This is a genomic window from Arthrobacter sp. AOP36-C1-22 (assembly GCF_052377515.1).
Classification (GTDB): domain Bacteria; phylum Actinomycetota; class Actinomycetes; order Actinomycetales; family Micrococcaceae; genus Arthrobacter_H.
In genome coordinates this window covers 45,017-69,322 of record NZ_JBQSWW010000006.1, presented here as the reverse complement: position 1 = coordinate 69,322, position 24,306 = coordinate 45,017, and the positions used below count along the sequence as shown (strand labels likewise).

General features: G+C 65.2%; 20 protein-coding genes. 7 read left to right on the top strand and 13 right to left on the bottom strand.

The annotated features are described in order from the left end of the window. The 4 genes from ACT3S6_RS05225 to ACT3S6_RS05210 form a co-directional block, all read right to left on the bottom strand. The gene (locus ACT3S6_RS05225; protein ID WP_443383137.1) at nt 1-621 is read right to left on the bottom strand and encodes a hypothetical protein; all 621 of its coding nucleotides are present in this window, start codon (nt 619-621) and stop codon (nt 1-3) included. 51 nt (nt 622-672) lie between these two features. Then, nucleotides 673-1,185 (bottom strand): hypothetical protein, encoded by a 513-nt coding sequence (locus ACT3S6_RS05220; protein ID WP_443383140.1) that lies wholly within the window; start codon nt 1,183-1,185, stop codon nt 673-675. Nucleotides 1,186-1,256: 71 nt separating this feature from the next. Beyond that, on the bottom strand, nt 1,257-3,236 hold the full coding sequence (locus ACT3S6_RS05215) for a hypothetical protein (RefSeq protein WP_444554090.1): 1,980 nt from the start codon (nt 3,234-3,236) through the stop codon (nt 1,257-1,259). A 5-nt stretch (nt 3,237-3,241) separates the two neighbouring features. Then, nucleotides 3,242-3,619: a hypothetical protein gene (locus tag ACT3S6_RS05210; RefSeq protein WP_444554089.1), complete on the bottom strand. Its 378-nt coding sequence runs from the start codon at nt 3,617-3,619 to the stop codon at nt 3,242-3,244. 196 nt (nt 3,620-3,815) lie between these two features. On the opposite strand from ACT3S6_RS05210, the gene ACT3S6_RS05205 reads away from it, so the two are divergent. Continuing rightward, nucleotides 3,816-4,208 carry a VOC family protein gene (locus ACT3S6_RS05205; protein WP_443383149.1) on the top strand — a complete coding sequence of 131 codons (393 nt, stop codon included), beginning with the start codon at nt 3,816-3,818 and terminating at the stop codon, nt 4,206-4,208. A 408-nt stretch (nt 4,209-4,616) separates the two neighbouring features. On the opposite strand, the gene ACT3S6_RS05200 is transcribed toward ACT3S6_RS05205, so the two are convergent. The 6 genes from ACT3S6_RS05200 to ACT3S6_RS05175 all read right to left on the bottom strand — a co-directional run bounded on the left by ACT3S6_RS05200 (nt 4,617) and on the right by ACT3S6_RS05175 (nt 14,403). Further along, nucleotides 4,617-5,840, bottom strand: a complete 1,224-nt coding sequence (locus ACT3S6_RS05200; protein WP_444554088.1) for a Wadjet anti-phage system protein JetD domain-containing protein — start codon at nt 5,838-5,840, stop codon at nt 4,617-4,619. Nucleotides 5,841-5,865: 25 nt separating this feature from the next. Beyond that, nucleotides 5,866-9,258, bottom strand: a complete 3,393-nt coding sequence (locus ACT3S6_RS05195; RefSeq protein WP_444554087.1) for an ATP-binding protein — start codon at nt 9,256-9,258, stop codon at nt 5,866-5,868. Continuing rightward, nucleotides 9,255-9,899 (bottom strand): DUF4194 domain-containing protein, encoded by a 645-nt coding sequence (locus ACT3S6_RS05190; protein ID WP_444554086.1) that lies wholly within the window; start codon nt 9,897-9,899, stop codon nt 9,255-9,257. Before ACT3S6_RS05190 ends, ACT3S6_RS05195 begins: the two co-directional genes overlap by 4 nt. Continuing rightward, a complete protein-coding gene (locus ACT3S6_RS05185; protein WP_443383160.1) occupies nt 9,896-11,338 on the bottom strand; it encodes a DUF3375 domain-containing protein in 1,443 nt (480 codons plus the stop codon). The genes ACT3S6_RS05190 and ACT3S6_RS05185 overlap by 4 nt, the downstream gene beginning before the upstream one ends. A gap of 94 nt (nt 11,339-11,432) precedes the next feature. After that, on the bottom strand, nt 11,433-12,362 hold the full coding sequence (locus ACT3S6_RS05180) for a hypothetical protein (RefSeq protein ID WP_444554085.1): 930 nt from the start codon (nt 12,360-12,362) through the stop codon (nt 11,433-11,435). A 145-nt stretch (nt 12,363-12,507) separates the two neighbouring features. Further along, a complete protein-coding gene (locus ACT3S6_RS05175) occupies nt 12,508-14,403 on the bottom strand; it encodes an FAD-binding monooxygenase (protein WP_444554084.1) in 1,896 nt (631 codons plus the stop codon). A 166-nt stretch (nt 14,404-14,569) separates the two neighbouring features. Between ACT3S6_RS05175 and ACT3S6_RS05170 the strand changes: the two genes are divergently transcribed. Continuing rightward, complete coding sequence (locus ACT3S6_RS05170) at nt 14,570-14,797, top strand: hypothetical protein (protein WP_444554083.1); 228 nt, start codon at nt 14,570-14,572, stop codon at nt 14,795-14,797. A gap of 203 nt (nt 14,798-15,000) precedes the next feature. After that, on the top strand, nt 15,001-16,560 hold the full coding sequence (locus ACT3S6_RS05165; protein ID WP_444554082.1) for a sulfatase-like hydrolase/transferase: 1,560 nt from the start codon (nt 15,001-15,003) through the stop codon (nt 16,558-16,560). Nucleotides 16,561-16,601: 41 nt separating this feature from the next. Here the strand turns inward: ACT3S6_RS05165 and ACT3S6_RS05160 are convergent, their stop codons facing one another. Beyond that, nucleotides 16,602-17,624: an LLM class flavin-dependent oxidoreductase gene (locus tag ACT3S6_RS05160; RefSeq protein WP_443383174.1), complete on the bottom strand. Its 1,023-nt coding sequence runs from the start codon at nt 17,622-17,624 to the stop codon at nt 16,602-16,604. A gap of 104 nt (nt 17,625-17,728) precedes the next feature. Here ACT3S6_RS05160 and ACT3S6_RS05155 point away from each other — a divergent pair, with 104 nt between their 5' ends. From ACT3S6_RS05155 to ACT3S6_RS05140, 4 genes are all read left to right on the top strand, one after another. Next, a complete protein-coding gene (locus ACT3S6_RS05155; RefSeq protein WP_444554081.1) occupies nt 17,729-18,355 on the top strand; it encodes a TetR/AcrR family transcriptional regulator in 627 nt (208 codons plus the stop codon). Nucleotides 18,356-18,357: 2 nt separating this feature from the next. Then, entirely contained in the window at nt 18,358-20,091 is a 1,734-nt protein-coding gene (locus tag ACT3S6_RS05150; RefSeq protein WP_444554080.1) for an ABC transporter ATP-binding protein, read from the top strand. Beyond that, the gene (locus ACT3S6_RS05145) at nt 20,088-22,115 is read left to right on the top strand and encodes an ABC transporter ATP-binding protein (RefSeq protein ID WP_444554079.1); all 2,028 of its coding nucleotides are present in this window, start codon (nt 20,088-20,090) and stop codon (nt 22,113-22,115) included. Before ACT3S6_RS05150 ends, ACT3S6_RS05145 begins: the two co-directional genes overlap by 4 nt. A 73-nt stretch (nt 22,116-22,188) precedes the next feature. Beyond that, entirely contained in the window at nt 22,189-23,202 is a 1,014-nt protein-coding gene (locus ACT3S6_RS05140) for an LLM class flavin-dependent oxidoreductase (RefSeq protein ID WP_443411456.1), read from the top strand. Between the two features lie 37 nt (nt 23,203-23,239). Here the strand turns inward: ACT3S6_RS05140 and ACT3S6_RS05135 are convergent, their stop codons facing one another. Continuing rightward, the gene (locus ACT3S6_RS05135; protein ID WP_443383188.1) at nt 23,240-23,923 is read right to left on the bottom strand and encodes a Crp/Fnr family transcriptional regulator; all 684 of its coding nucleotides are present in this window, start codon (nt 23,921-23,923) and stop codon (nt 23,240-23,242) included. 126 nt (nt 23,924-24,049) lie between these two features. Beyond that, a complete protein-coding gene (locus ACT3S6_RS05130) occupies nt 24,050-24,271 on the bottom strand; it encodes a heavy-metal-associated domain-containing protein (protein ID WP_443383191.1) in 222 nt (73 codons plus the stop codon). Nucleotides 24,272-24,306: the final 35 nt, after the last annotated feature.

Here is a 24,306-nt window from a genome sequence, read left to right as displayed (position 1 = left end):
CTAGGCGTCGTCGTAGTACTGGCTGCTCTTGCCGTAGCCGGGGTCGAGTTCAGAACGTTGCATCCGGTGTTCGACCGGTTGGTCGATGCAGGGAGTAGAGACAAAGACCTCCATGGACGGCTTGGCGTACTTGGAGCCATTCCTGAGTTCGGCGGTGACTCCTAGATCGCCTTTGCCAAAGAAGAGCATGCGGGCTTCCCCTTCATGGCGCTTGACCTCGTTCTTCTTTTCCCAGCCGTCAGCTTGTAGGTGCTGGTCGATTCGGTCGAGGGCGTGGTGGGCCTTGCTCCGGGCATCGCCCTTGACCGCAGCGGTGGCCAGGCCAACCCAGCGGGTTTTCGTCTGCGGGGCGTCGTTTTCAGGGCGCAGACATGTTTCCTCACGGGCATCGTCGACCTTCAGGTCAGCGTCGTCTCCGACGACCTCCGATAGCTCTAGGAGCAGTGGCCCGACTTGCTGGCCCCGAGCTGTCGAGGCACTCGAGGCTTCAGAGGGATCGGGCGTGCTACTCGTTGAACATCCGGACATCAGGAACATGATCACGGCAAGGCCCGCAGCAACCGTCAGCAGTCGCGGTACGGTCTTGGGTTTCCGGCCGGAGTGTCCGGGGTGGTGGTTCACGGGTTCTTTGGCTTTCCGTCGGTGTCGGTTGTCCGCATCGGGCTGGAAGGCCTATTTCCAGTCGTCGTAGTACTGGCTGCTCTTGCCGTAGCCGGGGTCGAGTTCAGAACGTTGCATCCGGTGTTCGACGGGCTGATCGACGCAACGCGAGGTGAGTTTGATGTCGAGCGTCTCCTGGCCGGACGAGCGATGAAGCTCCGTGGTGATGCCAAGGTCGCTTTTCCGGAAGAACAGCTTCCGAACGCCGCCGACGTCGGTATCGGGTTTCTCGATTTCGTTCTCCTTCTCCCAGCCGTCGTCGACGAGTTGCTTTTCCAGATCGTCGAGTGACTGGTTTGCTGCGGCAGTATTGCTGGCTTCACCAATAGCCCAGCCGAGCCAGGACGTATTGACCTGTGGATTGTCCACCTCATGGGCCAGGCAACTTTCCTCGCGGACTCGTTTATAGCCCATCTCGGCACCCTCGGACAATGTGGTGAGGAACGGAGGCATCAACCGGGTGAATTCCTCCTTGAGCGACGCCGAGGACTTCGAGGCGTCTGCGGGACTCGGGGTGGTGGACATGGAGCAGCCTCCCAAAATAGGCATAAGGGCCAGGGCAGCAAGGGCGCCGGCGGCGAATCGTTGGTGACGGGTCATTGTTCCAAGCTCTCTGTCGGCACAGTCTCCAGCTTGCCGTAAGCGTAGTCCTCGGGGTTTCTCGCGAACGGTGAGAAAGTACCTGCACGAGGACCAGGATGCTGGCGGTCTTCTACGAATAGGCTGACGTTCCCGCCTTCGATGACCTCTTGGATGTTCTGAGCCGAGGTCGAGCCCGGTTTGAAGTACTCGACATGGCCCTTCACGATGGACTTGGGGTCGCTGCTGTCGAGGAAGCCCGACTCCAAACGGTGGGCGCCCATTTGTTGATCCGGGTAGCTCCCTGACCACCACGCCCTCCCGTGGTATCCGCCGCCGAAGTCCTGTGCCCAATGGATCGGGTCATCGCGGGTCTGGACCCAATAACGGTTGGCTTCTGAATTATTGTCATCTTCGGAGGGGCCGGTATCTTCGATGCTGCCAACATTATTGCCTGTACCAGCAGGAGCGACGTACACGATGTTGTCCGAGTTCAGGCCTTCGCGCTCGGCCGTGCCGAGGAGTGAGCCGCCGGCGCTGTATCCCACGTAAGTGCTGCGGGCATCGTCGGGAATCTCTGCGTCGACCGCGAAGTCGAAGGCGGCAAGCTTCGACGAACCCTCCTCGTTGTATTTGCTGGTCAGGTTGTCCGATACCTCATTCGGCAGGTCGGCCCCCTGCCAGTAGAAGGAGACCTTCCGGGGGGACGGGGCGCCATCGACCGCATCCAACCGCTCGGTGTAACTCTGGAGCTCGCCGAGGTCGGCGCCCGTACCTGGAACCAGGGTGGAAACCGTGTCGGTGTCCTCGGAGGGGGTTCCTTTCATGGAAACCACGCGCCCGTCACCGTCCAGCGAGACCATGACGACCTGGGTTTCATGTTCCCAGGCATATTCGAGACCCTCGGCCTGGCTCTGCAGATTATGCTTCCTCTCTTCCCACTCCTGATGTGCCGCTTCAAACAAACCCTGAGCCTCGTAGGCACGAACCCGATCATGGCCGGGTTTGGAGAAGGCGTCTGCGGTGAAGTCGTTGATGTTCGGTTCGGGATCCGCGGTGGCTTGCTTTCGACGGACCTGTTCGCGGAACCCGGCGACCGTGATGATGTTTGCCGTGGCGCGGGCGGCCATCGGCACGCCGTTGAGATTACCGAACTTCCCCGGGTACAACAGCAGCAACTTCTCCCGGCTCTTATCGCTCAAGCCCGACCAGGCGTCGCGGATACCGGCGATACCCTCGCGGGTGAGCTCGTCATTGTCCTCCATGGCGGTCAGCATGGTGGCTTCCGCGGAACCGGGGGTGGTTCCGGCCCTGAGCTCATTATTGGCCAGGGCCTCGGCAGCCTCGGGGTTGACGTTGGCCCAGACCCTCAGCTCGTCGGAAGACAAGCCGCGCAGGGAAGCCAGCAAGTCCTCGGGTCTGACCTTGCCGAAATCCTCATCGAGTCCGGAGGTGAAGTCGGCCCAGGACACCTTCGGCAGGGAGGACCCGCCGAGCGGCTCGGACATCGGCAGGGTGCTGCCGGTCCCCGCAGTAATGCCACCCAAGGCCTCCGCTGCCGTGGATTGGGCCGTTTCCCAGTCGCTTCGCAGCTGCCGCGCACGTTCGTTGAAGTCGGTCACCTCCGAAGTGGTTCCGGAGTCCTCCCCGTCCGGATCGGCCTCGACCTTGGACTTCAGACCCGGCAAGGCAGCATCCAGTGATTCGGACTCCTTTTGCAGTTTCCGTCCGGTATCGACGAAATCGCAGATCGCTGTTTTTGTCAGACACAGCGCATTGCTCCAGTCGTCCAGCGGCGTCGTCAGGTCATCGAGGGCTGCATAGACCGTGGCTTGGGTTTCATCATGCTCGTAGGCACCGGGAAGACGTTTCCAGGCTGTCTGTGCATCCTTCAGATAGCTCGACGTGGTACCGGCCCGGGTGTCCATATCCATGGCGGAGTCTTCGAGATCGTCCCAAGGGACGTCGATGCGGGGAAAGGTTCCAAGGGATGTCATCGGCCCTACCTCGAGAAGGTGAACGGGGACGCGGGCTTGCCGACGTCGAAGATCGGCGGTGTCTGATACGCGACGGGTACGCGGTCCAAGGCCGTCGATGCTTCGGTGGACATCTCCCCATCGGCGTGGATCAAGGCGAGGGCGGCGTCGGACACGGAGGTGGTCTTGCGGAACACCAGGCTGGCCACCCGCTGGCCGATGTCATCACGGGGGCTCCAGAAACGGCCGAACGCCGCGGAGACGGTGGTGGCATTCCCGAAGTTGCCGCTTGCGTCGTCGCCCGACGATTTGGTGTCTTTTGCTGCGGAACGCAGTGATTCCCCATCGGCGGCAACGTCGAGGAGGATCGCGTGCAATTGCGCAGGATCGATCTTGTAGGCCATGGCTTTCCCCCGGAAAAGTGGTAGCTGTGTGGTCAGGATTGGCCCCCTTGGCCGCCATGAGCCTCTCAGATGCGCAGGCCCGCCGTCCATGGGGAGAACTCCCCATCCGGTTTTGGTGCACGTGCCGGCCAGCGGGAGGCCGATGGGTTCCTGCAACCTCTAGCATCCGGGGGCCTGATCACGGCAGACTCGGGACATGGATATCCTTTCGAGCCGCGTGCTCCTGCGCCCGGTGAATCTGCAGCAAACCCAGGCGTTCTACCGTGACGTCCTCGATCTGGGGGTCTCCCGGGAGTTCGGCACCGGAGAGCAGACGGGCATCGTATTCTTTCTGGGCAACGGATTGCTGGAGGTCTCCGGTACGAGGGAACCTGGCACCCCGTCGTCGTTGGTCCTGTGGCTACAGGTGCGCGACGTCGTTGCCGAGCTGGAAATGATCGCTGCCCGCGGAGTCACGGCGGTGCGGGAAGCCCGTCAGGAGCCGTGGGGACTCATCGAGGCCTGGGTCGAGGACCCTGATGGAACGCGGATCGTGCTGGTCCAGATTCCACAGGACCACCCGATCCGGCGTGATCAGCGAGGTCTGTAAGAAAAGCCCCATCCTCCCGGGCAGCACCTGGAGGCGAGGAAGGTCTGTTGGCAGGCTAAGAACTGGGGCGAGGGGAGTGCCGGGAGCGCTGGACGACATGCCAGCCACCTAGGGGCAGGCCCGCAACAACCAAGAGGCCGGCCACCCACGGAGCCGGGTCCCAGGACCAACTCACGTTCCCGTCGACCACGGTGAATCCGCAGGCGAGAAGTATCGCGAGGATGGAGAGTGGGAGGAGAAGCGATCGTGCTGGTTTATTCGCCATGCGGCCGTCTCTCCTCGGGCCACGGCCGCCCACGGTGGTCGGGCTGCCACGGGTGGCCTGCCACCCACGCTACGCGCGGTGACCGGGGTGGTCCATGACTTTGCCGGGCACAAGAGCAGCACGACGCCGTCGACGACACCGGGTCAGGGTAAGCGGTCAAGCACCCACTGCCATCGGATCAGCTCCTGTTCCAGGCGGACGGCAGGGCCGTGTTCATCGTCGCGCAACGCCTGGTAAACGGAAGCTTCGGGATCCGTTAGCCGGGTCAGCGTGGCGCGCGACGGGGTCGGCTCGATACCCCAGATCTCACGGTGGCCCAGCAACGTTGCCTCGTCCATGAGGACGCTGGCCACCCCGGGATGCAACGAACGCAACTGGTCCAGGATCACGAAACCGTGCGTATCCAGGTCACCCCAATAGTGCACCTGGCATCCGTGGAGCCAGCGGGCATCGCGCAGCATGGAGAATCCGTAGCCGCCTCCGAAAAGTGCCAGAGTGCGCGGGCGCTCCGGCAGCGCCAGGAAGTTCACGAGGTTCTCCGTCACCACCACGCGTTCCACTGGCAGCTCGAGACTCGCGAAGGCCTCCGCCGTGATGGTCAGGTCCCGCGCGCCGCCCAGGACCGGGATGGCAGGATCCAGCATGCGGAACCGTACGCGTTCGGGCGGATGCAGGAATCCGTGTCGTTGGGCGAAGCGCGCGGCGGGGGAGCTGGGCGTGACCAGCAAGGACGCAGGCTCCGCAGCAGCGGGGGAGTCGGTCTCCCGGGATGCGTCGGCGGCAGGAGCCTCACCGCTGGCTGCAGCCCCGGTCGCCAGGATCGTTGCCATCGCCTCGATGATGCGCCGATGGCCCTCCACGAACTTGGTGTCCACGCCGGGCAGGCTCAATTGCCGGAGGTAGATGCCCGGACTGGGGTTCTCCTGCAGCCAAAGGGCCACCCGTGCCGCGGTGATGGCCCGTTGCCCGCAATCGAGCAGTTCCAGCGGTCGTTTGAGCGCCCAGGTCTTCAACAGCGGCTCCACGCCCACGAGCCGCTCGGTCAGTGAAACAAAGCGCTGCGCCTCCCGGCCTTTCCCGACGAAGGCGATTTCCTCGCGGGCCGAGGCGAACACCACGGCGGACGGTACCGCGTTGCTGCCGATCGTGGTGCGCCCGAGGTCCACGGTTTCCATCGTGAAGTCCCCGGAGGCTGCGAATAGTTCCCCGGCCCACGCCTTCGCCGCCCCGAAATCGGTGCGTAGCTGGGCGGCCGTGGGTTTCTTCAGCGGACGACGGCGGGGATAGGTCTGCGTCGGATCGATCAGCTCGCGGAGCAAGGAGCCACGATTCCAGGTGGTCTGGGAAAGCGCCCGCAGTTCCGCCACGCCCGTCCAGCGATTGGCGGGAGACTCAGAGGGCACGTCGTTCACGTTCGTCTCGATATTCCTGGATGGTCATATTGCGTAGTTGTGAGTCATCGCCGTGGGGATTGGCCACGAATCCGACGTGGGATACGAAGGGTTCGATGACATGGATCTTCTGCAGCGGCGTGACGATGAGCAACTGCAGCTTCATCCGTTGGAAGAGTTCCAGCCCGTAGCGGGCGGACTCGTCGGAGCCGCGGCCGAAGGCCTCGTCGATGACCACGAAACGGAAGCTGCGACCGGCACCGCCGCGCCCGGTCGGCGATCCCGCACCGAGGCCGAACTGGAACGCCAGCGCCGCGGCAAGGATGGTGTAAGCCAGTTTCTCCTTCTGTCCGCCGGATTTGCCGCCGGAATCGGTGAAGTGCTCGTACTCCTCGCCGGTTTCGGTCCATTTTTCCGAGGCGGAGAAGGTGAACCAGTTCCGCACATCCGTGACCTTTGTGGTCCACCGCTCGTCCAGTGCCGTGTAGCCCTCGCGGCCGCGGAACCGCTCGATGAGACGCTCGACCTGCAGATATTTCTGCTCGGAATACTGATCGGTGTCGCCGAGGCTGCCCTCCGAGCATGCCCGCAGATCGAGTCCGAACTGGCGCACCTCCAGGTCGGTGCTGCTCTGCGGTTCCAACTGGATATGTCGGCCGGGATTGTACTCGATGCCCGCCAGGGAACGGTTGATTTCCCGGATACGACTGCGGATGTCCTGAACGCGGCTGTCCAGAAAGGCGTTGAACGCAACGACCTCGTGGATGGTGTTCTGGTTCAGCGACTCCTTGAAGTGCGCTTCGAAACGGGGCAGACCGTTGTCCACCAGCTCGTCCAGCAGCCGGGTGTAGTCATCGGCTGCCTCCAGGGTGGCGTCCATTTCCGTGGTTTCGTTCGGGTATCTGTTGCGGAAGTCGGACATCTGCCGCACGGTGTTCTCCGACGCGCGGGTCAGCCGCTTGAACAGGGCGTCGATGGCGTCGGTGAGGCGGTTCCTGACCGTGCTCTCGACGCTACTGGTGTTCTTATAGGTCAGCTCCTTACCGTCCAGGGCCTGGGTGGTCAGTTGCCTGACAGCGGCGAGCACCCTCTCATCGTCGGTCAGCGGGGTCTCGGCGAGGGTTTCTTGGCAGTCGGCGATCGTCTCGGCGATCGACCTCGTGGCGTGCTCGTTGGCGCCGAGGCGCTCACTGAGCTTGCGGTCCTTCCCCTCCAACCGCGTCACCTCGTCCGCGAGTTCGCTCTCGCGGGCGGTCAACTGGGCCAACACGTCGTTGCTCGCCTCGAGACCCGCCCGTTCCCGGCGCAACCCCTCCACCCGGCGAACGGTGAGTTGCCAGCCGATTTCGGTGAAGTCGGCGATCGACCGGACGGTTCCCAGCTGCTGATGCTGCCGGGCCAGGGTGCCCAACGGTTCGTCCACCGCAGCCAGTTCCCGCTGGGTGGCCGCCAGTCGGCTCTGCAGGTCCTCCCGCTCGGCCAGGAAGCGGGCGATCTTGGCCTGGTTGTCCCACCCGAGCACGAAGTTGCGGCGGTCGGTGATGTCCCGGCGATCGTCCTTCTCATGCCGCCCGCGCCCACCCTTGAGCTGGCCGTTCATCGTCAGGGCCCGGGGGTAGCGGCGGAATTCCTCGAGGCTGTCACAACAGTAGTAGTCGAACCGGCTGGCCAGCTCGTCGAGCAGGAAATCCCGGAACGGGGTTCCTTGTTTCACAGCGATCTTCGCGGCCAGGGTTCCCGGTTCCGCGGCCTTGGCCTGCCGGGTGTCGGCAATCCGGCGGTAGACCAGCCGGCCGCGCAGGTTGTTCCCGTCGACCCAGGCGCTCACTGCCGCATAGTGGGCGGCGGGCACCAGCATCGACAGGGCGAAACCGTGCAGGGTGCGTTCCGCAGCCCCCTCCCAAGAGCCTTCGCCGTCACGGACCTGCAGCAGTTCCCCGGCATAGGGGAGCGCGGATTCAGGGACGCCCGTTCCCTCGCAGAGGCGGCTGCGCAGTTCGAGCTGTGGTCGCGGCAACAGGTTGGGTCGGGACCCCAGACTAGTAAGTTCCGCCCCGAGATCGGCCAGCCGCTGGTCGAGCTCCGCGCGTTCGATCCGCGCGGTGGTTCGTCGCTCCTGCAGTTCCTCGGAGCGGGACTGGAGCCCGGCCTCCACCTCTTCCAAACGGGAGCGGTTGCGGTCGAAGAGCACGCGGTCCTGAGGAACCTGCAGCCCCAGCGCGGTGGCGGCGTCCGCGTAGGAATCGAATCGGGCGCGTTGGCGTCCCCGTTCCTCCTCCAGGGTCGACACCTCGGCATCGATGGCTGCCAGCCGGCCTCCTCCGTTGGTGCGGATGTCCTCGCGAACGGTGGAGAGTTCGTGGCGCCGACGCGTGATGTCCACGCCCAGCGTCCGGGCGTCTTCGTGCAGTCGGGTTCCGGTGGCCTCCAGCTCCGCGTGGTGCTCACGACCTAAAGCCAGCTGCCGGTCGGTGAACCATGGATGCAGCGCGTCGCGCTGGGCCCGGGATTGTTCGTCCTCGTGGTTCAGCCGGGCATGCTGGGCGGCGCCGTCGCGGATCGGCGTCAGCAGGGTGATCTGGTCTTTGGCGCGCAACACTGCTTCGTGCGCCTTCTTCAGGTTGTCGAAGTGGTGGATGAGGTTGGCCACCCGGGTGCCGGCATCGTCGTCCTCGAGCATATTGGTCCGCACGAAGGAGGTGATGTTCTCGACCTGCTTCATGGATACGGTGCGGTGGAACAGGTCCATGGCCTGGTTGCCGCCGATTCCGAACTGGCGTTTGAAGGCGCTGCAATACGGGTCGAAGGTATCGTGGACGACCGTACCGGCCGCGCGCAGCTTCTTCTTCAGTTTCGCCGGATCCTGCCCGAAGTGGGAGAAATCCTCGGCGATGGACTGACCGGTCTCGGCGAGTGAGTAGAAACGGTTGGGCTGGCCGGCCTCCTGGGTGGCCCACAGGGTGATGGCCAACGTGACCGTCTTGTCGAGCTGGTCGTTGTGGAAGACGCCGAGCACCACCGACAAGGTCCCGGGCCGGCGCAGCGCCACCGGCCGGGAATGTTCCCCACCGGCACCACGCGCGCTCTTGTGGAAGCCCCGGACGTAGGACATCAGGGTGCGTTCCTTTTTCTGCGCTCCGGCGGCCTTGTTGTAGTCGATCCGGTGCGCTGGCAGCAGCAGGGTGGTGATGGCATCGACCACCGTGGACTTCCCGGAGCCGATGTCGCCGGTGAGCAGGCTGTTGGAGCCGTCGAGTCGAAAGGTCCGGACCCCTTCGTGGAAGGTGCCCCAATTGAGCAGTTCCAGACGGCGTAGCCGGAAACCCGGTGCCGTGTCGCCCTCGTCGGGTTCCTCATCCAGGCTGAAGAGACTGTCCTGCAGGTCGGTGCTCATGCGCCCCCCTCCGTGGTCGAGGGCGTGGCCGCGGAGCCGTCCCGTGCCAGGGAGGAACGGTAGTCGGCCAGTCGCGCATCGAACTCCTCCAGCCATTGGGCGTCGACGAAGGCCTTGAGTATGCGCATCACCTCGTAGGTGCCCGGCTGGCCACGCAGTTTGCGCAGGAATCCGAGATCGACCACCTTCTTGATGTCTGCGCCGAGACGGTCCAGGACGCGGGCTTCGTTGCTGGATGGGGGCAGGAACACCGAGACCATGTCCGCGAGGTCCTGTTCGGTCATGATCAGCCGCAGTTCGCTGCTGTTGGTGTCGAACTCGAGCATGCGTCCGCGCAGCAGCGCCAGTAGCAGGCTGACGTTGAAGGTCAGCTGGCGGCGGGGGATCAGCCGCGGGAGCTGGTTCTCCGGATCATCTCGTGAGCGCAGGAACGCATACCCTTCCGGCTCGTCCAGGATCAGATCCAGTCCGAGCACGGCCACGTAGTCGCGGACCTGGGATTCCAGACCCAGGAGGGACTGCCAGTTCTTCGGGTCCACCTCGGCATAGAGCACCCCCTTGAACAGCCGGGTGACGACGCCGGGTAGTTCCTCCGGCGTCCTGGCCGCTCCGGTGCCCGTTTCGGTTGTTTCGGTGCTCATGTCGGCCTCACGAAGATGATCTGGTCGATGTCCGCCTCGCGGATGCTGCCATCGGGCAACGTCCAGGAGAGCTTTTGGGTGGATTGCGCGTCAATGGAGGCCCAGGGAGAGTCGGTGGCCAACTGGTAGTACGCCACGATCTCGGCCAATCCCTGTGTCAGTGGATAGGCGCCGGTGACCTCGGCCAGCGTTGCCTGCGGGAGTCCGGCCAGCACGGCGTCGATATTCGCGTTGAGCCGCCCCGGATCGACGTGGAACTGAGTGAAGAGGGCTTCGGCGTCGAGATCGGTGTCGTCGGCGGTGACCACGTCGTCGTCCACCAGCACCTTGCGACTAGATTCGTAGAGGGGGCGTTCGAAGGGCAGCGCCACGTGGACGGCGGGTGCGGCGATGTCCACGAACGGACCCGACGGAGGCCGGTCCCGGGTGGCCAGGGCACCGGATTCGACGCCGCGGATCAGTTGCATGACGCGCTTATTCTCCAGGAACACCTTGTCATCGAGTAGCCGACGCATCTGCTGGGAAAGTTGGCGGACGGTGTTCTGCGTCTGCTCGACGGCTGGAAGCCAGTCCTGGTGGAGGTGGGCCAGAGCCTGCAGATTCGGTTCCTGCGCCAGCGCTTCGATGCGGGTGGCCCGGTGCAGCAGGTCCTGCAGTTCGCTACGCCGTTGCGGGGACATCAGATAGTCCCAGAACCCCTGGAAGGTGCGGCCCTGGAGGGAACTGCTGATGTCCTGCTGGTTGGCGAAGATGCTGGCCAGCAGATCGCCCTGGCTACCCTCCCAGGTGGTGATCTGTTCCCGGACCGCCCGGTCCAGGGCGCGGAAGTTCTGCTCGACCTCGCGGAAGTCCGAGAGCAGGTCCTGGGCGAGTGTGGTCAGCTGCTGGAAGTGGTCTCGAGCCTCTGGGGCGCTCATGACGCGCAGATGCCCGTCGCGGATGCGCTGCATCTGCGCGTCGATCCCGTCGCGCTGGCGTTGCAATTCGTCCAGGCGGACCTCCGGGTCGGTTTCCGATTCCTGGACCAGTTGCTGCAGGACCGCGAAGATGCTGGTCAGCCGTGACTGAGTGGCCACGAAATCCCGGCCGCGCAGGCCCTCCACCCAGCGGATCACATCCTCGGCTGCGGCGGTCAGGTCATAGCGGGGTTCGTCCTGGTCGGGGACGTAGTACTTGCGGAGCCAGGACCGTTCTGGGGCAGCCCAATCGTCGAGGTATTCGGCGGCTGGCTTGGGGAAGGCGTCCTCCTCCGCCGCCTCGCGCAGCACGAACAGGAGGTCCTCGAGCAGGTCGATGAGTTGCTGGCGACCGATATTGCGCTGGTTCGGTCCGGTGAATGCCTGCATGAAGAAGGACAGAGCCAGCGGTGCGTTCTGGGCGCGCAGCAGGGACCACCCGGCGTGGTGGTCACGCAGGGAGCTGATTGCGTAGAAATCCATCTTTTCCTTGCCGGCCGGTACTGTTCTTGGTGGCTAGGGTCCATGGTACGGGCCGGAGCCGTTGGCGGGGCCCGTATACCCCGTGCGGGACGGTTCAGGACGCTTGGTCCGAACCGGCTTCGATCGAGGCCATGAGACTGCGGAACGTCTCCTCCAAGGCGATGGCCCGGAAGGCGTTCTCCTGAATGACCAGGTCGTGGCACAACAGGTCGTGCAGGGCATCGAGCGTTGCGGTGCAATGGGCCAGCTGTTCGTCCTTCATATCGGCGTCCTCGCAGGCATGAATGGCATCGTTCTTCTTGAGGTCTCCCAGCTCCTCGATCTCATCGGCGAGCGAGGTGTCCAGCAGGCGCAGCTGGTAGAACCGCCCGTCAGGCCCACGTTCGTCGTACTCATTGGCCTCGTCGATGATGAGGCCGATCGAGATTTCGGCGGGCAGGAGGGCGACGTATTGGCCCGTGAGGCGTTGCGGCGTTCCCACCGGGTCCCAGACGAGGCTGCCGTCGAGGGTTCGGTCGTAGAGGGCATCGACCACGGCATGCCATTGCTCGGAGTCGAAGTCGAAATGCCCGTGGTAGTCAAGATCCTCGAACTCCCGGACCGAAAGGTAGACCTCGCCGGGCTCGATTCCCTGGATGGCATCCACCAGCTGCCGGAAGGTGATGGACGCGTTTTCCACGGCACTGAGACGTCGCGCGAAGGCAACCTCATCCGCCACCGCCTCGTGCAGCTCCTTGAGCGGGGTCCTCCCCTTGGCACCCTCGGCGTTGACGCGCAGCGTATTGGAGAATTCATGCCCGCCCGGCTCCAGCCGGCGCACGCACGACTCGAAGGCGGACTCGGCAGCATTATTGCGCAGGGAGAAGCGTGTCCGGCCGGCTGTGAAACGGCAACTGAAGCCCCATGTCCACTCTGCCTCGTCGTCGTCCGCGGAGATGGGGGACCAGATCACCGCCCGGGTGCGCGTGCGGTCGAGCAGTTGTCCGACGATGTCCTGCCAATGCGCCGTATCGAGACCGAGCATGAGATTCCCCCCTTGGTTGCCGGTCCTTTTCGAAGGTAGTGGGCACGCCCGACACTTTGGGTCGCAGGGTCTTCCGAACGCGACACCACGCCGGAACCCAAGGCTCCGGCGTCGTGCGGTGTTCTGCTGCAGTGGTGGGCTGTGTCTACTTCATGGCCTCGACCGCCAGCAGGGGGGCGAAGAACGCGGCGAGCTCGTCCGTGGCGGTCAGCGGCAGCACGTGGGACACGTACTGGTCCGGGCGGACGACGACGATGGCGCCCTTCCGGGAGATACCCCGTTCGTCGAAGATATCCTCGCCGGGCACGACGCCGAAGACCTTCTCCAGGTAGTCGAGCTTGAACGGCCCGACCTCGGGCTTGAAGACCTTGGGGACGGCGTTGATGTCGATGTCCTCGTGGCGCTGCTGGTAGATGACCCGCACGTCGAACCAAGCGTCGAGGTCCATCCCCTCGGGGGTGGCGGCCAGCGGGGAGCCGGGGGCGACGGTCAGCCATTCGGCCAGTTCCGTGGTGGGGGAGTCGGCGCCGGCGGTGGCTTCATCGGCGAAGACGTAGATCCGCCAGCGGCCGTCGGCGGTGGCCTGGTGGCCCAGGTGGAGCGGGTTGGTGTCGCAGACCCGTGAGGCCATGGCCGACTTGAACCGCTTGCCCACGGGGTAGCCGGTGGCCAGCTCCTGGTGCGTGGTCTCGCCGGTGACCACCGAGGGGGCGTATTCGGTCATGAAGCCGGCCGGGAACTCGGCGGTGGCGACGTAGAAGTCCTCGAGCTCCGAGGGGGTGTCGAACTCCTCGGGCTTCTTGGCCATCATGGTGGACCATTCCTTATCGAAGTCGATGAGGTTCTTGGCCACGACCTGGCGTTCGGCCGAGTAGGTGGACAGCAGCGATTCGGGGCTGCGGCCCTCGAGCACGTGGGCGAGCTTCCAGGCGATGTTGAAACCGTCCTGCATCGAGACGTTCATGCCCTGACCGGCCTTGGCCGAGTGGGTATGGCAGGCGTCACCGGTGATGAACACGCGCGGGGCATCGATCCCGATCCGGTCGGGAGCCACGTCGTCGAACCGGTCGGTCAGCCGGTGGCCGACCTCGTACACACTGTTCCAGGCGACGTGGCGGACGTCGACCGTGTAGGGGTGCAGGATGTCGTTCGCGCGGGAGATGACCTCCTCGATGGAGGTGGTGCGGACCTTGCCGTGGTCGTCCTCGGGGACCACGCCCAGGTCGACGTACATGCGGAAGAGGTGCCCGCCCTCGCGCGGGATCAACAGAATCGATCCGCCGTCGTGCGACTGGATGGCGCATTTGGTGCGGATGTCGGGGAAGTCGGTCTTGGCCAGCACGTCCATGACGCCCCAGGCGTGGTTGGCCTTGTCCCCGGCCATGGTGCAGCCGATCGCCGAGCGGACCTTGGAGCGGGCGCCGTCGCAGCCGATGACGTATTTGGCGTGGACCGTCTTCTTCGTCCCTTCGTCCTCCCCGGCGCTGCGCACCAGCGAGACCTTCACCGGGTGATCGCCTTCTCCGGTGACTTCGAGGCCCTCGAACTCCCAGCCGAAGTCGGGGGTCAGCCGGGAGGGGGAGTGGGCGGCGACGTCGGCGAAGTAGTCCAGCACCCGGGCCTGGTTGACGATCAGGTGCGGGAACTCGCTGACGCCGGTGGCGTCGTCCACGGCGCGGCCGCCACGGCTGATGTGGGTGGGGTTCTCGGTGTCCGGGCGCCAGAAGGCCATCTCGGTGATCTGGTAGGCCTCGGAGGTGATCCGGTCGGCGAATCCGAAGGCCTGGAAGGTCTCGACGCTGCGGGCCTGGATGCCGTCGGCCTGGCCGATCTCCAGGCGACCGGCCCGGCGTTCGATGATGCGGGTGTTGATGTTGGGGAATTCGGCCAGTTGGGCGGCGGCGAGCATGCCGGCGGGGCCGGAGCCGACGATGAGTACATCGACCTGCTCGGGCAGCTCCTCGGGGCGGTCGATGCCGACGCCTGCGGCGGGCTCGATGCGCGGATCGCCGGAAACGTAGCCGTGGTGGTGGAACTGCACGGGATGTCCTCACTTCGTTGTGCTGATCAGGGTAGCGTGTTCTATATTTGAACTTCATATTCGATAGTTGAACACGTAATCTGTTGGGCATTATACGGGGAGTATGACGTGGGCAACAAGTGTTGGTCCACTATTGTTCGTCGGGAGGTTGTGCCATGCTTCGCGCATGAGCAGCGTAACGAAGGCCGGACTCATCGTCCTGGCCGTGGGTGTGGGATTGACGGTGGTGATCTTCGTGGCGGCTTCCGTCTTCACGCCGCCGGACACCGGCGCCAACATCGGGGCAGGAATCGGCATGCTGGTCTCGATCCCGGTCGCCCTGATCGGCGCGGTGATCGCCGTCGTCGGATTCATCCTCGAGCGGGTCACCACGGCACGGAAGCCAAGCGGCTGAGGGCACCCCGCCTCGTCGCTCGGAGAGCTTCCGGCGGTGCCAGGCACCGCCGTCCGTGGTGTGGTCAATGACGGGTGGACGGCAGGTGAAGTACCATTGAACGGATGGCCTAGCATCACTAGGCTACTTTTTGCCCGAAAACGGGTTGGATGTCTAGGGTGATCGGCGAACGCGCGGGCATCTGGAATGCGAGGTGTGCAGCTATGTCTTCTCCGATTCTCCATGCGACCCGACGGGTCGGTGTCATTACCGGGCGGATCCTGATCTATGCGCTGATCTTTGCCGGACTCTCATTACTCTTCGCCGCTATTGGCATCCGCATCTTCTTCGGCAAGATCTCCGTGGGGCAGATGCTCCTGAATCTCGTCTCCGTGGAAACCGATGGTGGAGGCGGATCGTTGGTGTGGATCGGCATCCTGTTGGTCGTTGTCCTGCCTCTACTCATTACGGTCGGGATCGCCGTATGGCATTACTCTTGGTTGCGCAAACGTTTCCGCAACCCCTCCGAGCGACGTCCGCGGCGCTCGTCGTGGTTCGTCCGGACCGTCTCCACCGTCGCCGTGGCCGGACTGGTCGTGGGCGGGACCACCGCCTTCTCTTCGACCGTCGGCATGGCGGACTACATCAAGTCCGGCAACTCCCAGTACGACATCGACGACTACTACGTCGAACCGACCATCACCAGTGATAAGGACCAGCGCAACCTGGTGGTGATCTACCTCGAATCCGGGGAAGCCACCCTGGCCGACGACCAGCTCTTCGAGAAGAACGCCTTCGAGCCCCTTCAGGACGTCACCCAGGCCAAGGATGGCTGGCAGAGCGTGGAGGACTTCCAGCAGTACGAGGGCGGAGGCTGGACCATGTCCGGCATCACCTCGACGCAGTGCGGCATCCCGCTGAAGGGCATGGACTCCGCGGTCGGCAGCGGTGCCCTCAACAAGCTCGGCAGCGACGTGGAGTCCTATCTGGGGGGAATCACCTGCCTGGGTGACATCCTGGACGACCACGGATATAAGAACGTCTTCCTCGGTGGCGCCAACGGCAAGTTCTCCGCCAAGGACGCCTTCCTGGAAGGCCACGGCTACTCCGACGTCAAGGGCCTGACCGACTGGCGGGCCGCCGGTGAACCGGCCAGCCACTTCCGCAGCGACTGGGGCCTGAGCGACAAGAGCCTCATGAGCCACGCCGAGGACGAGATCGACGAACTCCATGCCGAGTCGAAGAAGTCCGGCCAGCCGTTCAACCTCTCCATGCTGACTCTCGACACCCACGAGCCGGCTCATATCTACGACTACTGCGATCAGGACACGGAAAGCGAAGTCACCTCGATGTTCTTCTGCTCCATGACCCAAGTGGCAGGATTCGTGGACTACATGGAAGACAAGGGGTACCTCGATGACACCGCCGTGGTGATCATGGGCGACCACCTCAAGCACATGGGCGGTGGAGATGCCTTCCACGAGGAACTCGACGACCACCCCAACCGCACCATCTTCAACCGGTTCTGGATTCCGGGCGAGGACAAGAAGAGTGAGATGCGCCCCCGCGTGGACCAGCTGAACTTGTACCCCACGCTCCTGGAGGCCGCCGGCCTGAAGGTGAAGAACCACGAAGCCGGGCTGGGCGTCTCGGCCTTCACCAGCGATGTGCCGGAGGAATCGGCGCAGGCCATGGAGCCGGACGACTACGCCGACCTGCTGAAATCACGGTCCGCACGGTTCTTCGCCAAGGCCTGGGCCGGAGCGGACATACCGCAGCAGTAGCACCCTGGCCCGGGCCGAGGCCGGCCCGGGCGGTGCTGCCTCTACCGCCAGCCCAGGGGTGGGGCCACATGCTCCAGGATCGACTCGATGACATGCGCGTTGTAGTCGACGCCCAACTGGTTGGGGACCGTCATTAGCACGGTGTCCGCCGCGGCGACCGCCTCGTCCCGGCCCAGCTGCTCGATGAGTTCCTCGGGGGACCCGGCATAGGAGCGACCGAAGATGGCCCGGGTCTTCTCATCGATGTTGCCCACCTGGTCCGAGCTGTAGCGGTCGCGGCCGAAGTACTGCCAATCCCGTTCATCCGTCAGCGCGAAGATGCTGCGGCTGACCGATACGCGGGGCTCCCGCTGGTGCCCGGCCTCCCTCCAGGCCTGCCGGTACAGTTCGATCTGCTCCGCCTGTTGGACGTGGAACGGCTTGCCCGATTCATCGTCCTTGAGCGTGGAGCTTTGCAGGTTCATGCCCAGCGTCCCGGCCCAGACGGCAGTGGCATTCGAGCCGGATCCCCACCAGATGCGCTCACGCAGGCCGGGAGAATGCGGTTCCACCCGGAGCAACCCGCCAGGATTGGGGAACATCGGGTGCGGGCTTGGTTCCGCGAAGCCCTCCCCGGTGAGCACCTCAAGCAGGCGCTCGGTATGCCGGCGGCCCATCTCGGCATCGGATTCGCCCTCGGCGGGGGAGAAGCCGAAATGTCGCCAACCGTCGATGACCTGTTCGGGGGACCCCCTGCTGATGCCCAGTTGCAGGCGTCCTTGGGAGATCAGGTCGGCGGCCCCGGCATCCTCGGCCATGTAGAGGGGGTTCTCATAGCGCATGTCGATCACCCCGGTGCCGATCTCGATCCTGCTGGTCCGTGCGCCGATGGCGGCGAGCAGCGGGAACGGGGACGCGTATTGCTGGGCATAGTGGTGGACCCGGAAGTAGGCGCCGTCGGCACCGAGCTCCTCCGCGGCGACCGCGAGATCGATGCCCTGTAGCAGGGCATCGGCGGCGCTGCGCGTGGCGGACTGGGGGTGGTCGGTCCAATGACCGAAGGACAGGAATCCGATGTTCTTCACGGGGGCGTCAACCCGTGAACGGTGCTTCCTATTCCTTCGGGAAGCCGGGTGCGGGGGCTACCCGGGACATTGCGGAGTGAGCGCTCACTCATTACGCTGGAGGGGTGGATGAAAGCAAGGGGCCCAAGCCGGCCCGTGCCCGGCCCATGTCGGCGGAGGAACGGCGGACGATGATCGCCACCTCGGCGATCCCTCTCTACCTCGAACACGGAGCCTCGGTGACCTCCCGCCAGCTGGCCGACCACCTCGGCATCGCCGAGGGGACCATCTTCCGGGTCTTCGGCGACAAGGCGGCACTGGTCCGAGGGGTCGTCGATGCCTTCTTCGACCAGACCCACCAGGGGCTGGGCCCGGAACTGGAGGATCCGGACCTGGACGTGGCCCAGAAGCTGCGGGTGCTGATCCGCACCGCCCGGGCCAGGGCCCAAGGCGTCTTCACGATGATCTCCCTGCTGGATCCCGGGGAAGCCCACGAATACATGAAGCACCGCCGCGAAGGTCATTTCGAACAGAGCGCCGCCGCGGCCTTCGCCACCGACGCCGCGCGCCTGAACATCCCTGCGCAGAAACTCGGCGCCCTGATCCGCCTGCTGGTCATCGCCGCCTCGGCACCACGCATGGGCGGGGGAGTCCCACTCAGCGACGACGAACTGGTGGACTTCGCACTGCACGGAATCATCGGACAAGCCGCGGACGACGACGTCGCGGCCGGCCAGGCCAGGAAGGATTGACCATGCTCTGGAAACTCATGGTTCGCTACATCAAACCCGCCTGGCCGCTGCTGCTCGGGGTGCTGGTGTTCCAACTGGCACAATCCTTCGCCTCGCTGCTGCTGCCGACCATGAACGCCGACATCATCGACCAGGGTGTGGTCACCGGCGACATCGGCTACATCTGGTCCACCGGCGCCCTGATGCTCGCGGTCACCCTGGTCCAGGTCGCCTGCGCCATCGTCGCCGTGTATTTCGGCTCCAAACTCGCGATGGGGATGGGCCGGGATCTGCGCGACGGACTCTTCCATCGGGTCGTGGGCTTCTCCCAACGCGAGGTCGGAAAGTTCGGGGCCCCGTCGTTGATCACCCGCAACACCAATGACGTGCAGCAGGTCCAGCGGATGGTGCAGATGACCTCCACGCTGATGGTCTCCGCCCCCATGCTCGCCATCGGCGGGGTGATCATGGCCGTGCGGCAGGACGTCGGATTGTCCTGGCTGATGGTGGTGAGCATCCCGGTGCTGCTGGCGATCGTGGGCCTGGTCGTCGTGCGCATGGTTCCGGCCTTCCAACTGATGCAGAAGCGCATCGACCGGCTGAACCAGATCATGCGCGAACAACTCACCGGCATCCGGGTCATCCGCGCCTTCGTCCGCGAGAAGGAGGAGCGCGCCCGCTTCGGGACCGCCAGCGAAGGCGTGGCCGAGGTCGGCATCCGCGCCGGTAACCTGATGGCCCTGATGATGCCGGCGATCATGCTGGTCATGAACGTCTCCAGCGTCGCTGTCATCTGGTTCGGTGCCTCCGAGGTCCAGGACGGCAACGCCCAGATCGGCACGCTGTTCGCCTTCCTCCAATACATGATGCAGATCCTCATGGGTGTGATGATGGCCGCGCTCATGTTCGTGATGATCCCGCGCGCCGCCGTCTCCGCCCAGCGCATCGGGGACGTACTGGACACCGACACCTCGGTGCTCGCCCCCGCCGAACCGGTCAGCCCCGGTCGGCGCACCGGGGCTGTCGCCTTCGAACAGGTGGAGTTCACCTACCCGGGCGCCGACCAACCGGTGCTGAAGGACATCTCCTTCACCGTGGGCCCGGGGACGACGACGGCGATCATCGGGTCCACCGGGTCCGGCAAGTCGACCCTCATCGGTCTGGTGCCACGGCTCTTCGACGTCACCGGCGGCACCGTGTCAGTGGACGACGCCGAGGTGGCCAGCCTCGACCCGGATGAGCTGTGGGAGCGCATCGGGCTCATCCCGCAACAGGCGTTCCTGTTCTCCGGGACCATCGCCTCGAACCTGCGCTACGGGAACTCGGAGGCCACCGACGAGGATCTCTGGCAGGCCCTGGAGATCGCCCAGGCCCGCGATTTCGTCGCCGCCAAACCGTTGGGACTGGAGGCGGAGATCGCCCAAGGAGGCACGAACGTCTCCGGCGGGCAACGCCAGCGCCTGGCGATCGCCCGGGCCCTGGTCAAACGCCCCGAGATCTACATCTTCGACGACTCCTTCTCCGCGCTGGACGTGGCCACCGATGCCGCCCTGCGCCGGGCCCTGGACGCCCAACTGCCGGAGGCCACCCGCATCGTCGTCGCCCAACGCGTGAGCACCATCCGCGACGCCGACCAGATCATCGTGCTGGACCACGGCGAGGTCGTCGGAGCCGGGCCGCATGCCCAGCTGCTGGACAGCTGCGGAACCTACCGCGAGATCGTCGAATCCCAGCAGAGCGTGGAGGCGGCATCATGAGCGGGCAGCGGACCTCGAGCGCCTCGTCCCCGGCACCTCGGCGCGGTCCCGGGGGCCGCGGACCCGGGGGTGGGGCGCCCACGGCGAAGGCGTTGAACTTCTTCCCTTCGGCCAAACGGCTGCTGGGCACCCTGCGCCAGGATGCGTCACGGATCATCTGGGTCGTCATCCTCGGGGTGATCAGCGTGGGGCTGACCGTCATCGGCCCCAAGCTGCTGGGCGAGGGCACCAACGTCGTCTTCGCCGGGTTCATTTCCCTGCGTTTCCCGGCCGGCACCAGCAAGGCCGATGTCGTGGACCAGCTCGTCGCCCACGGGCAGACCAACCAGGCTGACATGCTGCGCTCGATGGACTTCGTCCCCGGCGCCGGGATCGACTTCACCCAGCTGGGCATGATCCTCGCACTGGTCCTGGCGGTCTATCTCTTCGGCAGCGCCTTCCGGCTGGTGCAGGCCCGCATCCTCAACGTCGTCGTCCAGCGGGCGGCCCACCGGTTGCGTCTGCAGGTCGAAGCCAAGCTCCACCGGCTGCCGTTGCGCTATTTCGACAAGGTCCAGCGCGGGGAACTGCTCTCGAGGGTCACGAACGACGTCGACAACATCGGCCAATCGCTGCAGCAGACCCTGAGCCAGGTCATCACCTCGTTGCTGACGGTGATCGGGGTGCTGCTGATGATGTTCCTGATTTCACCCACTCTGGCGGCCATCGCCCTGGTGACGATCCCGCTGACCATCCTCATCACCGTGCTGGTGGCCCGCCGCTCGCAGCGGATGTTCGCCGAGCAATGGAAACAGACGGGGATCCTGAACGCCCGGGTCGAGGAAACCTACTCCGGGCACGCGATCGTCAAGGTCTTCGGCCACCAGCAGGAGGTCGAGCAGGCCTTCCGGGAAGAGAACGCGAAGGTCTACCGGGCCAGCTTCGGCGCCCAGTTCGTCTCCGGGATCATCATGCCCAGCATGACCTTCATCGGGAACCTCGTCTATGTCGGAATCGCCGTCGTCGGCGGCCTGCGGGTCGCCTCCGGCCAGCTGTCCATCGGTGACGTGCAGGCCTTCACCCAATATGCCCGGCAGTTCACCCAACCGCTGAGCCAACTCGGCTCGATGGCGAACCTGCTCCAATCGGGGGTGGCCAGCGCCGAGCGGGTGTTCGAGCTGCTCGACGCGGAGGAGCGGAGCCGAGAAGCCGATCCCGCCGAGACGGTGCCCGAGCACGCCAGCCACCTGGAGTTCAAGGACGTGTCCTTCCGCTATGACGCCGACACCCCGCTCATCGAGGGGCTGAACCTCACCGCCAGCCCAGGCAGCACGGTGGCGATCGTCGGACCCACCGGTGCGGGCAAGACCACCCTGGTCAACCTCATCATGCGGTTCTACGACATCGACTCCGGGGCGATCAGCCTGGGCTGCGCCGAGGACGGATCCGACGCCGTGGAGACCCGGTCGATGACCCGGCAGGACCTACGGGCCAGGACCGGGATGGTGCTGCAGGATACCTGGCTGTTCGCCGGGACCATCCGCGAGAATATCCTCTATGGCCGACCCGACGCCACCGAGGAGGAACTGGCCCAGGCGGCTTCGGCGGCCTATGTGGACCGCTTCGTCCACGCGCTGCCGGAGGGCTACGAGACAATGCTCGAAGACGAGGCCACCAACCTCAGTGTGGGCGAACGCCAGCTGGTGACCATCGCCCGGGCGTTCCTGGCCGACCCGCGGTTGCTCATCCTCGACGAGGCGACCTCCTCGGTCGATACCCGCACCGAGCTGCTCATCCAACGGGCCATGCTCAAGCTGCGGGAGGACCGGACGGCGTTCGTGATCGCCCACCGGCTCTCCACCATTCGCGATGCGGACCTGATCCTGGTCATGAAGGACGGGGCCATCGTCGAACAGGGCAACCACCACGAACTGCTGGCCGCCCGCGGCGCCTACTGGCGGCTGACCAACGCTGAATTCGACGCCCCCATGGACGATGAGACGCTGGAGGACCCCGCAGACACCACCCCGCCGGCCGCCCCCTAGGCCGGGGAAGAACCCAGGCACCATGTTTGACGAAGATCCGGGGACGGCAGGTTCCCGGCTGGAAGGACCACCCATGAAACTCTCCATCCTTGAAGGCGTTGGCCTGTACAACGGCGAATCGGCCGAACAGGCCCTACAGCATGCGACCGAGGCCGCCCAGCAGGCCGACCGGCTCGGATTCACCCGGCTGTGGTTCACCGAGCACCACAGCAGCAAACACCAGATGAGCACCTCCCCCGATCTGCTCATCGCCCATGCCGCCGCGCTGACGAAGAACATCCGGGTCGGCTCCGGAGGGGTGATGCTGCCCAACCACAGTCCGCTGCGCGTGGTGGAGAACTTCTCGATCCTCGAGGCGTTGCATCCCGGCCGCATCGACCTGGGGATGGGGCGGGCCTCGGGGACCAGCGCGATCACCAATGCCGCCCTGCGGAACAACCAGGAGCCGTTGACCGGCCAGGGGCTGATGAACCTGCTGCTCGAGGTGCTCGCGTTCTTCGACCGGGACTTCCCCGAGGACCACCCGTACCGGGACATCACCCCGTCCCCGGAGGCCTCCCTGCGCCCCGAGCTGTTCATGCTCGGTTCCAGCGACGGGGGCATGCGGATCGCCTCGCAACTGGGCATGGGCTTCGCCTTCGCCGGACAGATCAACCCGGCAATGGCGATCCCCGTACTGCGCGCCTACCGGGAGGCCTTCCAGCCCTCGGCGTATCGTGAGGCGCCGTATTCGATGCTGTCGACCATCGTCGTCTGTGCCGAGACCGCGGAGGAGGCCCGGTATCTGGCCGGACCGGCCGAACTGCAGTGGGCCCGGTGGGGGACCGGACAGATCCACCACGCCCCGCCGACGGTGGAAGAGGCCGCGAACCACCGCTACACCGCCGGCGAGGAACAGGCCCGGGCCGGATCGGAAGGACGCTTCATCGTCGGGAACCCGCAACAGGTGAGGGACCAGCTGATGCAGTTGGCCGAGGCCGGGCAGATCGACGAACTCATGGCGATGAACATGATGACCGATCACCAGGCGCAAATGAAGTCCCACGCCCTGCTCGCCGAGGTCTTCGAACTGACACCCCGGCCGTAGGCACGGTGGGCCGGGAGCCGGTGGATCCGCGGCCGGTTCAGGCCCGGGCCAACGCCCCCCGGTCCAGCACGTGGATCCGCCCGCCGGAGGACTGGTCGATCCAGCCGGCCTCGGTGAAGGCCGCCAAGCGCCGGCTGAGCGTCTCCGGGGTGGTGCCCAACAGCGAGGCCAGATCGCGTTTGGACATCGGCAGAGTCAGCGCCCCGGTGGCCGGGTCGGCGCTCTCCAACAGATATCCGGCGATCCGCGATCCGGCGTCCTCGCCGGTATAGGAACTGAGCGTCCGTTCGGTCTGCTCGAGCCGTTCGGTGACGGTCTCGAGCATCTTCAACGCGATCGTCGGATAGCTGACCAGGAACCCGCGGATGTCCTCGTGGTGCAGGGAGCAGATTTCCGCGTCCTCCAGCGCCAAGGCATAGTGGTCCGACTGACCGGCGTGGAGGAAGGCCGTCTCACCGATGAAGCTTCCCGGATCCAGGACCCGCAGGATCTGTTCATGGCCCGACTCGTTGCCGCGGTAGGTCTTGACCTTCCCGCGGTGGACGATCATCAAGGAGCGATCCTCATCCCCGGGGGAGTAGAGCAGTTCACCCCTTCGGAAACTGCGTTGGCGCGCGCGGGAAGCGATCTCATGCTGTTCGTCGGGATCCAGGTGCGCGAAGATCGGGACCAGCGCCACACACTGGTCCCGGTGGTCGTGACCTGCCGGGGTGGTGCTCATCAGCGGGTCACCGATTCCTGGGGGCTCATCGTGGGCCGCCTCCTTCGACGTCGTCTGCGACGGCGGGAACAGCTGCCGTCGCGGTGCATCCCAGTCTAGGTCTCCGACGCCGGACACGGCGGACAGCTACCAGAGCTTGGTGGAGAGCACCGGATAGCCCAACCCGGTGATCAGATCGGCGATCTTCTCGACATTGGTCTTCATGCTGTCGAACTCGACGTTGACCTTCCGCTCCTCGAACTCCACGGTGGCCGAGGTGATCCCGGCCTGCCGGGGCAGGGCGGTTTCCAGGTCCTGGACGCACGTGGGGGAGGTGAAGGGTGGGGTACGGAATGATGCGGTGTGCATGGTGGCTGCCTCCTGAACGATGGTTCCCTACGTGG

Excerpts from the sequence above, each read along its gene's own strand:
- ACT3S6_RS05220 (WP_443383140.1), bottom strand. The coding sequence starts at position 1,185 with ATGTCCACCACCCCGAGTCCCGCAGACGCCTCGAAGTCCTCGGCGTCG.
- ACT3S6_RS05215 (WP_444554090.1), bottom strand. The coding sequence starts at position 3,236 with ATGACATCCCTTGGAACCTTTCCCCGCATCGACGTCCCTTGGGACGAT.
- ACT3S6_RS05210 (WP_444554089.1), bottom strand. The coding sequence starts at position 3,619 with ATGGCCTACAAGATCGATCCTGCGCAATTGCACGCGATCCTCCTCGAC.
- ACT3S6_RS05205 (WP_443383149.1), top strand. The coding sequence starts at position 3,816 with ATGGATATCCTTTCGAGCCGCGTGCTCCTGCGCCCGGTGAATCTGCAG.
- ACT3S6_RS05195 (WP_444554087.1), bottom strand. The coding sequence starts at position 9,258 with ATGAGCACCGACCTGCAGGACAGTCTCTTCAGCCTGGATGAGGAACCC.
- ACT3S6_RS05190 (WP_444554086.1), bottom strand. The coding sequence starts at position 9,899 with ATGAGCACCGAAACAACCGAAACGGGCACCGGAGCGGCCAGGACGCCG.
- ACT3S6_RS05185 (WP_443383160.1), bottom strand. The coding sequence starts at position 11,338 with ATGGATTTCTACGCAATCAGCTCCCTGCGTGACCACCACGCCGGGTGG.
- ACT3S6_RS05180 (WP_444554085.1), bottom strand. The coding sequence starts at position 12,362 with ATGCTCGGTCTCGATACGGCGCATTGGCAGGACATCGTCGGACAACTG.
- ACT3S6_RS05170 (WP_444554083.1), top strand. The coding sequence starts at position 14,570 with ATGAGCAGCGTAACGAAGGCCGGACTCATCGTCCTGGCCGTGGGTGTG.
- ACT3S6_RS05165 (WP_444554082.1), top strand. The coding sequence starts at position 15,001 with ATGTCTTCTCCGATTCTCCATGCGACCCGACGGGTCGGTGTCATTACC.
- ACT3S6_RS05150 (WP_444554080.1), top strand. The coding sequence starts at position 18,358 with ATGCTCTGGAAACTCATGGTTCGCTACATCAAACCCGCCTGGCCGCTG.
- ACT3S6_RS05145 (WP_444554079.1), top strand. The coding sequence starts at position 20,088 with ATGAGCGGGCAGCGGACCTCGAGCGCCTCGTCCCCGGCACCTCGGCGC.
- ACT3S6_RS05140 (WP_443411456.1), top strand. The coding sequence starts at position 22,189 with ATGAAACTCTCCATCCTTGAAGGCGTTGGCCTGTACAACGGCGAATCG.
- ACT3S6_RS05135 (WP_443383188.1), bottom strand. The coding sequence starts at position 23,923 with ATGAGCACCACCCCGGCAGGTCACGACCACCGGGACCAGTGTGTGGCG.
- ACT3S6_RS05130 (WP_443383191.1), bottom strand. The coding sequence starts at position 24,271 with ATGCACACCGCATCATTCCGTACCCCACCCTTCACCTCCCCCACGTGC.